This window comes from Ideonella flava (assembly GCF_051857595.1).
Classification (GTDB): domain Bacteria; phylum Pseudomonadota; class Gammaproteobacteria; order Burkholderiales; family Burkholderiaceae_C; genus Ideonella.
In genome coordinates, this window is record NZ_JBPZHD010000012.1 from 146103 (window position 1) to 158689 (window position 12587).

At 69.5% G+C, this 12587-nt stretch carries 10 protein-coding genes and 1 pseudogene; 2 read left to right on the forward strand and 9 right to left on the reverse strand.

What is annotated here, in order from left to right; genetic code table 11:
- Positions 1–3: 3 nt before the first annotated feature.
- Positions 4–192 (reverse strand): hypothetical protein, encoded by a 189-nt coding sequence (locus ACS5PM_RS25075; protein ID WP_439390514.1) that lies wholly within the window; start codon positions 190–192, stop codon positions 4–6.
- Between the two features lie 147 nt (positions 193–339).
- Here ACS5PM_RS25075 and ACS5PM_RS25080 point away from each other — a divergent pair, with 147 nt between their 5' ends.
- On the forward strand, positions 340–831 hold the full coding sequence (locus ACS5PM_RS25080) for a septal ring lytic transglycosylase RlpA family protein (protein ID WP_439390516.1): 492 nt from the start codon (positions 340–342) through the stop codon (positions 829–831).
- 15 nt (positions 832–846) lie between these two features.
- On the opposite strand, the gene ACS5PM_RS25085 is transcribed toward ACS5PM_RS25080, so the two are convergent.
- The 4 genes from ACS5PM_RS25085 to ACS5PM_RS25100 form a co-directional block, all read right to left on the reverse strand.
- Positions 847–2772, reverse strand: coding sequence for a GGDEF domain-containing protein (locus ACS5PM_RS25085; RefSeq protein ID WP_439390517.1), 1926 nt, complete (start codon positions 2770–2772; stop codon positions 847–849).
- 83 nt (positions 2773–2855) lie between these two features.
- Entirely contained in the window at positions 2856–3179 is a 324-nt protein-coding gene (gene bamE / locus ACS5PM_RS25090) for an outer membrane protein assembly factor BamE domain-containing protein (RefSeq protein ID WP_439390518.1), read from the reverse strand.
- A gap of 168 nt (positions 3180–3347) precedes the next feature.
- A complete protein-coding gene (locus tag ACS5PM_RS25095) occupies positions 3348–4397 on the reverse strand; it encodes a HupE/UreJ family protein (RefSeq protein ID WP_439390519.1) in 1050 nt (349 codons plus the stop codon).
- Between the two features lie 100 nt (positions 4398–4497).
- On the reverse strand, positions 4498–6087 hold the full coding sequence (locus ACS5PM_RS25100) for a DUF3500 domain-containing protein (protein WP_439390520.1): 1590 nt from the start codon (positions 6085–6087) through the stop codon (positions 4498–4500).
- Between the two features lie 159 nt (positions 6088–6246).
- Between ACS5PM_RS25100 and ACS5PM_RS25105 the strand changes: the two genes are divergently transcribed.
- Entirely contained in the window at positions 6247–7218 is a 972-nt protein-coding gene (locus ACS5PM_RS25105) for a Bug family tripartite tricarboxylate transporter substrate binding protein (RefSeq protein WP_439390521.1), read from the forward strand.
- Positions 7219–7754: 536 nt separating this feature from the next.
- Here ACS5PM_RS25105 and ACS5PM_RS25110 read toward each other — a convergent pair.
- The 4 genes and pseudogenes from ACS5PM_RS25110 to ACS5PM_RS25125 all read right to left on the reverse strand — a co-directional run bounded on the left by ACS5PM_RS25110 (position 7755) and on the right by ACS5PM_RS25125 (position 12248).
- On the reverse strand, positions 7755–8534 hold the full coding sequence (locus ACS5PM_RS25110) for a sulfotransferase (protein WP_439390522.1): 780 nt from the start codon (positions 8532–8534) through the stop codon (positions 7755–7757).
- A 150-nt stretch (positions 8535–8684) separates the two neighbouring features.
- Positions 8685–9788 (reverse strand): annotated as a pseudogene (locus tag ACS5PM_RS25115) (DegT/DnrJ/EryC1/StrS family aminotransferase); the annotation flags it as partial.
- 13 nt (positions 9789–9801) lie between these two features.
- Positions 9802–10821: a hypothetical protein gene (locus tag ACS5PM_RS25120; protein WP_439390523.1), complete on the reverse strand. Its 1020-nt coding sequence runs from the start codon at positions 10819–10821 to the stop codon at positions 9802–9804.
- On the reverse strand, positions 10818–12248 hold the full coding sequence (locus tag ACS5PM_RS25125; RefSeq protein ID WP_439390524.1) for a class I SAM-dependent methyltransferase: 1431 nt from the start codon (positions 12246–12248) through the stop codon (positions 10818–10820). Before ACS5PM_RS25125 ends, ACS5PM_RS25120 begins: the two co-directional genes overlap by 4 nt.
- Positions 12249–12587 lie beyond the last annotated feature (339 nt).

Consider the following 12587-nt stretch of genomic DNA (forward strand, 5'->3'; position numbering starts at 1 on the left):
TCCTCAGTGACCCGGCGGGTGGTGGGGTTGGGGCGCACCGGGTTTGCCGGCGGAAAGCCGCTTGAGGAGCACTTCAGCCACCACGGCGATGCCCACGCCTATGGTCGCCATCGTCAGCACGGTGACGGCGGCAAAGGCGACATGGTCGGTCTGGTTGAGTTGCGTTGTCCATTGGATGAACCAGGCGAGCATGAATCAGGTCTCCAGCGTGGCGGCAGGCGGATTGAAGCACAGGGCTTGTCGCGCGGTTCTGCGTGCTGCAGCCTTGCGGCGATGGCTGACAACTCAAGGCGGCGGCGTCCGATGTCGCACGGTCCCCGTGCCGACTAGGCTGGGGGAATGAATCACCGTCATGTTCTCGCGATGCTCCTGCTGGGCTTGTCCGGCCTGGTCAACGCGGCGCCCCCTCAGCCGCCAGCCGCGGCCTCGTCACCCCGCGCCGCCGCCTCCCAGCCCGCGCCTCACAAGCTCGACCGCTCGGGCCGCGCCAGAGTCGGCAAGGCATCCTTCTACGCCCGCTCCTTCACCGGCAAGCGCATGGCCGACGGCACGAGGATGGACCCGAACGACGACAACGCGGCGAGCAAGACGCTGCCGCTCGGCACGACAGCCCTGGTCACCAACCTGGAGAACGGGCAGAAGGCGGTGGTGACCATCCAGGACCGCGGGCCGTACGTCCCGGGTCGCATCCTGGATGTCTCGCCCGCGACGGCCCGCCAGCTGGGCATAGGACACGAGGACGGCGTCGCGAAGGTGGCCGTGGCCCCCATCCTGGTGCCACAGGCCGATGGCAGCGTCACCCCGGGGGCCGGACTCGCGCCCCGTCCCTGAAGCGCGATCGCGCGCCTACGGCACCTCGGCCAGGCGCTCCCGTCCGGTGTCAGATCCCGGCTCTCCGCTCGCAGGGCCCGGGGCTTCGACCGGTCGGCCACCCGCCTCGGACGCCGCTTCCATCCGCGCCCGCCCGCGGGCCTTGGCCCGATAGAGGGCTTCGTCGGCCTCGCGCAGAAGCTGCTCCTCGGACACGTCCGCCCGCCACGCCGCCACGCCCATGCTGAAGCTCAGCGTCTCGCCCTCGGGCAGGCCCGTGACCTGCGTCGCGCGCAGGGCGCCCAGCAGCCGATCGAACAGCAGCTGGGCGGCCGCCGGCGTGGCCCCCGGGAGGACGAGCAGGAACTCCTCGCCACCGAAACGCCCCAGCAGGTCGCCCCGGCGGATCACCTGGCGTCCCACGCGGGCGAAGCAGCGCAGCGCCTCGTCGCCCACGTCGTGCCCGAACCGGTCGTTGACGCGCTTGAAGTGGTCGATGTCGCACAAGGCGACGGCGAGCCGGCTGCCCGCCTGGCGAGCGGCGTCCGACTCCTGCTTGAGGCAAGCCACGACGGCGCGTCGGTTCGGCAGCTGCGTGAGCTCGTCCACCTCGGCAAGTGTCTTGAGCCGCTGCCTCACCCTGCGCTGCTGCAAGGCATGCCACAGCAGCCCGGCCAGCAGCAGCGAAAGCAGGCTCAGCGAGACGACGAGCCAGAACTGGCGCGCCACGGCGCCTTGCTGCAATTCGCGCAGGAGGCGGTTCTCGGCATCGCGCCGTTCGACCTGGAAGCGGGCGTTGGTCTCGGCCAGCAAGCGTTGCCGCGACTCGTTCTCCCGCCGGCTCAGCGCCTGCACCAGGGCATCGGCCGCGTCCGCGGTCGCCTGGGCATGGCCGAGCCGCGCATGAGCCTTCAGGGCGAGTTGCCAGTGGTCGATGTCGTACTGCGCCCCGTCGACCTTCTTGCGCAACGATTCGGCCGCGGCGAGCACGTCGGCAGCGTCCTGGTACCGGCCCTGCTGCAGCAAGGCCTCCGCCCGCAGCGTGGCGACCACGTGCTGCATCTCGACCAGCCCGGCGCGCTCGAAGATGGGCTGCGCCGTCGCCAGCCAGTCCAGGGCTGCCTTGGGATGCCGCTCGCGCAGCTCCAGGCGGGCAAGCAGCCGGCCGATGTAGCCGCTGCCGATGTCGTCGCCGATCTCCCGCGCCAGCGCCAGGGCTTGTTCGAGCTCGGTCCTCGCGGCCGGGTAGTCGCCGACCGCCATGAGCGCGCCGGCCAGGTTGTGATGGACCGTCGCCGCCAGTTGGCGGGGGGCCGGCGTGGGCAGGTGGGAGAGGGCCGACCTGCCGCGCTCGATCGCCAGGCGCTCGCTGGCCTCGCCGCCTTCGCGATGGGCCAGCCAGGCCAGCTCGCTGTAGGCGGCGGCGGCCCGCAGGTCCTCCCCCGGAGCTGACTCGTAATGGCGCAGTGCCGCCAAAAGGGCCGACGCGCCGTCGGCCAGCCGGCCCTCGTTCACCAGCAGGCGACCCCGTGCATGCTCCAGGCGCGCGAGGCACCAGTCGAGCTTGAGCGAGCGGGCGCGCTCGCGGGCTGCGTCGGCCTCCGCCAGCGCGGTTTCGAACCCGGCTTCGCGGGTGCGCCAGGCCGGCGCTTCGGCGGCGATGACGCACCAGGCTTCCTGCGCGCCGAGGGCGTCGGCCAGGCGCTGGGCCTGGGGCAGGTGCCTGGCCAGGTCGTCGAGTTGCTCCAGCGTGCCCGCCGCCCCGACCAGCCGCACCAGCACGTCCAGGCGGGCGCGCTCATCGATCGCGGCCGGGAACTGCGCCTCGGACTGCTTCAGGGCCCGCGCCGGGTCGTCGGAAAGTTCGCGCTCCACTTCCAGCACCCGGTCGGGGACCGACGCCGGCGCCTGGCAGGCGAAGCAGCACAAGGCCAGGGCGAGGAGTGATCGACGCAGGTTCATGCGGCGTCATCGGCCCTGCTCCGTCGGACTTGAGGACGTGGTGCCCCGGCCCGGCCACCTGGCGCATGCCGCCTGGCGAATCGTCAGTCGGCTTCGGCGAAACGCTCCGTGGCCGAGGCGACCGTGCCGTCGGCGTTGAACTTGACGTCGAAGAGGGTCTGGTTGGCCCCCGGCCCGCGGGTCACCTGGTAAGTCCAGGTCGCGCCCGGATCGTGGAGATAGTGGATCGAGCGCTCGGCATGGCCGAGCGTCTGGCGGACCTCCGAGGTGGTCATGCCTTCATGAACCTGGCGCTCCTGCGCCGGGGTGACTTCGTAGCCCATGGCGGCGTGCGCGACGACCGTCGACAGCATGAGGCCGGCGCCCAGGATGACGCCTGGAAGAAGCGGCTGGGAAAGGCTTCGCATGATGTTTCCTTTCAGGTTCTGCAGGCCGCTCGTCAGCTCCACCGTGAAGCTGCAGCCTGTGCCAGGAGCATCGGCGCTCGCCTCGACAGGCTCATGACGAGGCAGCGCGGTGCGGATTTCGAATGAATTGATCCTGGCAACAGAAGTACACGCTGCCGCGCCGCCACCTCAGGCCGCGCCGATTCGCTGCACCACCCACACGACGGCCATCGCGCCGCCCGCCGCCGAAATGCACTGGCGCACCTTTCCATAGAGCGACGGCCCCTGCCGGCTCAGCCACAGCAGAATCGGCATCACGATGGCGAGCAGCGACAGCTGCATGGCCTCTACGCCGAGGTTGAAGGCCAGCAGTGCCAGGCCGTGCTGACACGCCGTCAGGCCCGCGCCCGACAGGCTGGCCGAAAACGCGAACCCATGGACGAGGCCGAAGCCCAGCGCCATGGCCACCTCGCCGTTGGCAAACAGCGGTCGCAAGGCGTGCAGCGCGGCCACGAAGATGGTGGCGGCCACGGCCACCTCCACCGGCTGAGAAGGCAGCACCAGCACGCCCGTGCTGCCCACGGACAGGGTGATCGAGTGGCCGATGGTGAAGGATGTGGCCACGAGCGCAAGCTGCCGCAGCGCCGTGCCCGCCGGCCGCACGGCGCCCCAGCGCCCGCCGCTCACGCAGACCGGCGCCACGATCACGAGCAGCAGCAGGAACAGCTGGTGGTCGGTGCCTTCGGCGATGTGCAGCGCGCCGGCCTTGAACAGCTCCCACAGGCTGGACCCGGTGTGCGGCCGCCCGAGCGAGATCGGCAGCGTCGACTTGCCGTGGCTCAGCTCGCCGAGCAGCAACGGCGGCTGGCCGGCGAAGCCTGCGGCCCAGTCGTTGCGCAGGAACACCTGCACCTTGTGCGTGCGCACCTCGTGGATGACGGCGTCGAACAGCAAGGTCGGAGTGCGCGTGTCGGCGGCGGGCGGTGCGCGCAATTCCATGACTGCGTTCAGCTCGGCGGAGGCATCATGGCCGACGACCTGAAGCTGCGGCCGCGTCGCCTGCCAACCGATGTTGCCGCTGCGCGCGCCCACGTGCATCAGCAGGTAGCTCGCGAGCGCATCGGCGTGCCGGGCCATCACCTGGTCCGGTTCGTCCGCCAGGGGCTGGCCGAAGCCGTATTCCAGCCGGTTCAGCGGCAGTTGCAGCGTGAGCCTCAGACCGCCCGGTGTCGTGTCCATCCACACCCGGCTTTCAGGCATCGGGTGGGCCGCGGCGAGCGGGACCCACCAGGCGCAGCACCAGGCGGCCAGAGCGAGGGCCAGCCGCCTCAGCCACGCATCAGCTCGTGCAGGCGCCACCGTAGTCCCCCGTCTTGTCACGCCAGATCGTGTGGTAGTGGATGTCGGTGTTGAAGATCACGCCGCTCTGCACCGAGAACTCGATCCACACGCGCGGGCCTTCGATGCGGAAGTAGTTGCCCTTGGTGCTCACCGTGCCCGATCCGGAATAGGCCACGTAGGTCGAGGCCAGCGCCGTGCTGCTGAGGTAGGTGTGCAGCAGGTCTTCCGAGTACTCGGTGGCCTGGGTCGCGACGTAGGCCTTGATCACCGCCTGTGCCAGCGCCTGGTCGGCCGACGACAGGCTGCTGTAGAGCAGGCCGTGCTCGGTGACGCTGGAGTAGCTGCGCGGGCAGGTGCCGTCGATGTTGCCGGAGCCGTTGGCGCCGAACAGCAGGTCGCTGTAGGTGCCGCTGAGCTTGGCGCCGGAGTAGGAGGTGAGCGCCGAACCCAGTTCGGACATGGCCTCGCGCTGGGCCTGCATCGGGTCGTAGGTGCTGCCGTCCTGCGTGAACTCGCCCTTGGGCTCTATGCCCAGGAACAGCGGCGTGGGCGACTTGTAGCCTCCGTTGAAGGCGATGTTGTAGGTCAGGTGGTGGCCGGTCAGCTGGAGCATCCAGAAGCTGCTGGCCGAAGGGGTGCCGAGGAAGGCGATGTAGTAGTTGCCTTCACCATAGCTGCTGCCGCCGCCGTTGTCGGCGAGGTAGTTGTCGGCGGCCTGCATCCCCTCCCACAGCGTCTGGCCGGTGGAGCTCAGCGCGGTGCCGATGAGCGTGCGCGCCGCCGTCTTCTGGGCGGTGCTCAGGCTGCCCCAGGTGATGCCGTTGCGCGAGACCAGTTGCGCGGGCAGGTTGGACCAGTGGCGCGCGGTGTCCAGGCTCCACGACAGCTGCACCGTCGACTTCTGCGAAGAGCTCAGCGTGCTCAGGAACGACTCGGCGGCGCTGGTGACCTCGGCGCTCAGCGTGCCGCTGGTGGTGGTCGTCACCGTCAGCGTGGCGGTGGAGCTGTCGGTCGAGCCGTAGGAGTTCGACACCACGACGTCGTAGCTGCCGGCATCCGAGCTGGCGACCGAGTCGATGGTGAAGGTGGTGGAGGTCGCGCCGCTGATCGCCGTGCCGCCCTTGCGCCACTGGTAGCTCAGCGTGCCGGATCCGGTGGCCGCGACGGTGAAGCTTGCACTCCCGCCCACGGCCACCGATTGCGAGGTCGGCTGCGTGGTGATGGTGGGCGCGCTGGAGGAGCTGACCGTCAGCGTTGCGGCGGAGCTGGTCACGCTGCCGGCGCTGTTGCTGACGACGACGTCATAGCTGCCCGCGTCACTCGAAGCGGCCGAGGCGATGCTGTAGCTCGAGGAGGTGGCACCGCTGATCGCGTTGCTGTCCTTGCGCCATTGGTAGGACAAGGTGCCCGAGCCGGTGGCCACCACCGAGAAGCTCGCCGTCGCCCCCTCGCTCACGGATTGCGACGAGGGCTGGGTGGTGATGGTGGGGGCCGTCGTGGTGTCGCTGCTGTCCGAGCTGCTGCCGCCGCAGCCGGCGACCAGGGCCATGGCGGCCAGCAGCAAGGCGGCCATCCAACGCGTGATCATGGGAACTCTCCTTCTCCGGTTTGATGAGCGGGAAGGATCGTTGCAGATCATTTCTGTCGATTTGCGGCGGCGATCACCTGTGCGCGGGCGCGATCACCGCCGGTTATCTGACGGCTGTTCAGCGGTGCTAGGCTGGCCTGCTTCCACCCGCCGATCGCCATGCCGCACTGCCCACTGCTCCATCGCCGCACCCTGATCGCCACCCTTCTCGCGGCGCCATGGCTGGCCCGCGCGCAGGCCGGCAAGAACATCCGCCTCATCGTGCCGTTCACTCCGGGCGGCAGCACCGACATCCTGGCCCGCGCCCTCGCGCCCAGGCTGGCGCAGACGCTGGGGACGAGCGTGGTGATCGACAACAAGCCCGGCGCGGGCGGCTCGCTGGGCGCGGCCGAGGCGGCCAAGGCAGAGCCCGACGGCAGCACGCTGCTGATGGGGCACATCGGCACGTTGGCGGTCAACCCCTCGATGTATCCGCGGCTGGCCTACGACCCGCTGAAGAGCTTCGTGCCGGTGGCCTACGTGGCCCGGGTGCCGAACGTGCTGGTGGTCAACGCCTCGTCGCCCCTCCGCACGCTGAAGGACCTGGTGGCGGCCGCGCAGGCCCGGCCGGGGCAGCTCACCTATTCATCCGGCGGCAACGGCAGCGCAGCGCACATCACCTTCGAATCGCTCAAGCTGCGGGCGAAGCTCTTCATGCTGCACATCCCGTACCGTGGCACGGCACCCTCGGTGACCGACGTGATCGCCGGCCAGGTGGATTGCACCTTCACCGGTGCGCCGGCCGTGATCCCGCACGTGAAGAGCGGCCGCCTGCGGGCACTGGCGGTGTCGAGTCCCCAGAGGCTGGCCGCCCTGCCCGATGTGCCTACGGTCTCCGAGAGCGGCTACCCCGGCTTCGAAGCCGACCAGTGGTATGGCCTCGTCGCCCCGGCCGGCACGCCCGCCGCTTGGGTCGCGAAGGTCAACGCCGAGGTGAACAAGGCGCTCGCGCTGCCAGAGGTCGCTCAGCAGCTGGCCACGGAAGGCGCGACGCCCATGCCCTCCACACCCCAGGCCTTCGGTGAGCTGATCAGGCGCGAGATCCCGCGCTGGGCCGAGGTGGTGAAGGCGGGCAACGTCAAGCCGGACTGAACACGCGCGGGTCAGGCGGCGGCCGGCAACTGCTCTGAGCTTGCCGAAGCCTCACGCGCTGGGGCCCTCGACTCCACCTCCCCGTTCGGGCTGAGCCAGTCGAAGCCTCGTGTGATGAGGCCCTTCGACAGGCTCAGGGCGAACGGGGTGGAGTGGTTCGGACCGAGCATCCGCCACCCTTTCTCCGTTCGGGCTGAGCTTGTCGAAGCCTCGCGCAACGGGGCCCTTCGACAGGCTCAGGGCGAACGGGGTGGAGTGGTTCGGACCGAGCATCCGCCACCCTTTCCCCGTTCGGGCTGACCTTGTCGAAGCCTCGCGCAACAGGGCCCTTCGACAGGCTCAGGGTGAACGGGGTGGAGTGGTTCGGACCGAGCATCCGCCACCCTTTCCCCGTTCTCGGGCTGAGCTTGTCGAAGCCTCGCGCAACAGGGCCCTTCGACAGGCTCAGGGTGAACGGGGGTGGGGTCGCCCACTTGGCCGTTCGGGCTGAGCCAGTCGAAGCCCAGCGCCCGCTGCCCGTGGACAGCGGTGGAGGTTCACACCGCCAGCGAATCCGCCTTCGCGAGCAGGGCCAGCGCCTCGGGGTCGTGCGCCACCTCGTCGGCGATCGCCGCCGGCAGGCGCATGGGCGTGCGCTCGGACTTGAAGACGCTGTAGGCATCCTCGTCCTGCCGCGAGGTCGATTGCTTGACGAAGTCGCGCACCTGCGGCGTCATGGCCAGGTCGGTCGTGGCGAACAGGCGTTCGAGTTGCGCGAGCGGCTCGTCGCAAAGGCGTTCGTAGCTGATGAGCCGCACGCGATCGGGATAGCGCTGGTGCAGCGCAAGGGCGAGCTGCAGCGACTCCTTCCACTTCGCGAAGCCGTTGAACTCGCTGGCGTCGATGTTCTTCGACGGCGCATGCAGGTACTCGACGAAGATGTCCTGGCCGGCGCGAAACTCCTTGGGTGCCTGGTACCAGCTGTTGAGCACGTCTTCCGGCCGGCGGTACAGGTACAGCAGCCGGTCCAGGCCGTGCAGGTCCATCAGCGGCGCCATCAGCTTGTGGAAGCGCACTTCCTTCCACACGAGGTGGGTGGGGGCGGCGATCTTGGGCGGGCGCAGCTCGGTCAGCACGAAGTCGCTGCGCGCATCGATCAGCGCGGAGTGGAAGTCGCCCAGCGTGCGTTCGGTCAGCCCGCGGCGCCCGAACCAGTCCTTGAATTCGTAGGCGAACAGCGGCTGGTAGCGGTAGAGCACCGCCTCGTGCGCATTGAACAACTGGCCCAGCCAGCTGGTGCCACTGCGCGGGCAGCCGAAGATCGCGACGGTGTGCATGTCAGGGCAGACCGCCCGCCGGCAGGGCCTCACGCCCAGCGGCGAAGCCTCGCGAGTGAAGACAGCCTGGGAGTCGGCTCATGCGGCGAGTGCCAGGAGGTTCGGCGATGCGGACGTGACAGGCGCCGGCGCCGCCACCGGCGCGAGCGCAGCCTCCCGCACGATGCCGGCCACTCGCTGCACATCCTCGTCGGTCAGGGCCGGGTAGATCGGCAGGCACAGCACCTGCGCCGAGGCCGCGCGAGCCACCGGCAGCTTCGCCGGGTCGGCCGACGGCAGGCCGCGGTACATCGGGAAATCGGAGATCAGCGGATGGAAGTAGCGACGGGCGTGGATGCCCTGGTCCTTGAGCTTCTGGTAGAGCTCGTCGCGGCCCATGGGGAAGCTGGCGCCGACGAGCAGCGGGAAGTAGGAGTGGTTGGCGCTCGCGTCGGCCGGCGGGTCCATCAGGCGCACGCCCGGCAGGCCGTCGAGCAGTTCGCGGTAGCGCGCGGCGATCTCGCCACGCCGCTCGATCGCCCGACCCACGTGCTGCAGCTGCAGCAGGCCGAGCGCGGCGTTGAACTCGCTCATCTTGCCGTTGATGCCGGTGGCCACGACCGTCGTCTCGTTGACGAAGCCGAAGTTCTTCAGGTGGTCTATGCGCTGCTTGGTCTTGGCATCCGGGCTGACGATGGCGCCGCCCTCGAAGGTGTTGAAAACCTTGGTCGCATGGAAGCTCAGCACCGACAGGTCGCCATGCGTGAGCACGCTCGTGCCGGCGCGCCGGATGCCGAAGGCGTGCGCCGCGTCGTAGATGACCTTGAGGTTGTAGTCGTCGGCGATGCGCTGGATGGCTTCGACCTCGCAGGGCCGCCCGTAGCAATGCACCGGCAGGATGGCCGTGGTCTCCGGGGTGATGGCGGCCTCGACCTTCGCCGGGTCGAGGTTGAGGGTGTCCGGATCAATGTCGACGAAGACCGGCTTGATGCCGTTCCACAGCAGCGAGTGCGCGGTCGCCACGAAGCTGTAGGGCGTGGTGATGACCTCGCCGGTGATGCGAAGTGCCTGCAGCGCCGTCACCAGCGCGATGGTCGCGTTGGTGAACAGGCTGATGTGCGGCACGCCCAGGAACTCGGCCAGCTCGGCCTCGAAGCGCTTGTGGAAGGGGCCGCCGTTGGTCAGCACCTTGTTCTGCCAGATCTGCTCCAGGTAGGGCAGGAACTGCTCCAGCGGGGGCAAATCCGGTTGGGTGACGTAGATCGGCTTGTCCATGGCGGCTTCGATATCAGGTGGCGACGGCTTCTTCCACACGCGCAGCGGCATACGTCGCTGGCGCCGTGCTGTGGTGGCTCGCCAGCAGCGGCAGCCACCAGGCGGTGAAGGCCTCGTGCAGGCGCGCGAGCGAGGTGCCCTGGTGCTGCACGATGGTGTAGAACTGGTTCATCACCTCGTCGGCCTCGCCGTAGAGCTTCAGGCAGCGCTGCACGGTGATGCCGATGGCCTGCGCGGCCTCCTGGTCGGTGAGGCGCTTTTCCTTCCAGGCGTGCAGGGCGCAGGCGGCCCACACCAGCATGGTCACGCGATGGCCGTGCGATTTCACGCCGCGGGTGGTCTGCTCGGCATGCTGGCGGAACACGCTCAGGTGATCGCGCACGAAGACCAGCGGCTGGTGCTTGCCGGCTTCGAGCACGGCCGAGATGTCGAGCAAGCCGTAGTAGGAAAGCCCCGAGGCCGGCGGCTTGGGATAGTGGCGGATGCCCGAGGCGCTCCACACCATGTTGGTCAGCTCGCCCAGCCAGTTTTCGCACGGCGCCACCACGCTGGTGAACAGCTGCTTGGCATTGACCGGCACCGCGCGCATCGGGCTCGTGGTGACGAACTTCGGCAGCGGCAGCGACCAGGCCGGCCGGCTGTCGCCCTGGCTCAGCCAGCGCGCGCTGACCGAGACGGCGTACTTGCCGCCGGCATGGGCTTCGAGGTGCGTCTTGTAGAAGTCGGGGAAGACGACGTCGTCGTCCAGCATGAAGTGCACGAAGGGGCTGCGCTCGGCGCCCGCCTGGTACAGGTCGATCAGGTGCTGGTGGTTGCGACGCGCATTGCGCGGGCCCGGCACCACGGTGAGGTTCAGCTCCTGCTGCAGCGGGCCGAAGCGGCCGTCGCGGATCATGTCGGTGATCGCCCCGCCCTCGCTGTCGTCGGACAGGATGACGCGGAAGTCCTTGACGCTCTGGCGCTTCAGGCCCAGGAACATCTCGCCCAGGTAGTCGGGCTTGTAAGCCGGGATGAGCGTGGTGATTCTTGTCATGGGGTGGTCCTGGGATGCTTGGCGAGGAAGGCCGAGTCGATGACGCCGCACAGGGTCGGGATGGGGCCGAAGCCTTCGCCCCACTTGGCGGCCAGCCGGTGCGCGCCGTCGGCGAAACCGGCGGGCAGCGTCCAGCCGGTGCGCGAGTTGTGGAACAGCGGCGCGCGGACCAGCCGCGGGAAGGTCTGGTGCTGGCAGATCGACTGCAGGCACAGGTCGGTGGCCCACAGGTGCCAGCCCTGCGCCGGGTCGATGCGGTGGACGGTGTCGCGCGACATCACCAGCGCCACCTCGTCGATCGAGATGGCCTGGTCGGAGCCGGGATGGTCGGCGCGGTTCAGGCGGTCGATGACGAAGCCGCAGGCGGCTGCGCCCTGGCCTTGCGGCTGCGCGCCCAGGCCGATGAAGCCCAGCAGCGTGCGCGGCCGATCCTCCGCCGGGATGCCCGCCAGGATGGCGTTGAGCTGCTCGCCGAAGCCGGCGGGAAAGTACACGTCCTGGTGGCACAGCAGCACCCAGTCGGCATCCACGTGCGCCAGCCCCTGCTCGAAGGCCTGGGCAGGACTTTTCGCGCCGCGGTAGGAGACGATGCGCGCGCCGACCTCCTTCAGCCCCGGCGATTGCTCGACGTTGACGCGCAGCTGGCGCTCGTTGGTCGTCGGCACGAGCACGGTGAAGCGGGCGGGGCCGGGCTGGCGCGGGGCGTCGGCAAAGGTCTGGCGGGCCTCGATCACCAGGCGGTCCAGCAGGTGCACGCGCTCGGGGCATCCGCCGGCCAGTCCCGATGACCGGGCCAAGGTCTTCAGTGCGTCGCGGGTGCTGCCGGCCGCCACCGGCTCCGCGTGGCCGTCGGCCAGGGTGGGCATCCAGCCGGCGTCCATCAACAGCTTGTAGACGATGGCCGGCGACATCAGGCGCGGCTGGCCGTCGGCCGGGGACTGGCGCAGCTCGGCGCTCAGGTCGGCGTCCAGCAGGCGCTCCAGGGTCGCCAGGCTGGCGTGGTTCTCCACGCTCAGCATCAGGCGGGCGCCGGGGGCGGCCAGCCGGGCCAGCGCACGCAGCGTGGCCAGCGGGTCGGGCAGCCAGGGCAGGATCTCGTTGACGACCAGCAGGTCATGGCCGCCGGCCGGCAGGTCGGCCAGGCCAGCCAGCGGACACCACCGGTCCACGGCCTCGCGGCTGGTCGGTTTCGGGGGGCCCGACAGCGTGGCGACGGCCCATTCGGCGCCGGGCTGGCGCTGTTTGTAGGCACGGGCCAGCGCGGGGCTGCCCGGGCCGACCTCCAGCACGCGCTGGGCAGGCGGCAAGGCCTTGAGCAACTTCACGTCCGGCGAGGCGGCCGCGGCGGGCCAGCCGGCGTCGCCGGCACCACCGGCAATCACCACCAGCGCCGGGGGCGCGGTCACAGTCGGGGCAGCTTGGTTCATGAGCCCATGATCCCTGCGGCCCGGTGCCGTCGTTGCGGGGATGAAGGCCGGTATTGCCCGCCTAATGCAGATACATCTCCAGCGGCTGGCGACCCGTCGCGATGTCCCCTTCACTGTCCCCGGCTTTGCCTGCGAGGCCGCCAGCCGTGACACGCTTCACGCCACGGCATGTGAGACAGAGCGTCTGTAGGAATTTGCCTGACAGGCCCGACGGAAGAAGCCGGACTCAAGCCGCGGAAGTGAACTGATGTTTCCGCCTTGTTTCGGTCCTTACAGTTCAACCCAAGCCGAGACACAAGTCTCTAACACCTGAAACAGCCAGCCGACTGAAGGAACAGA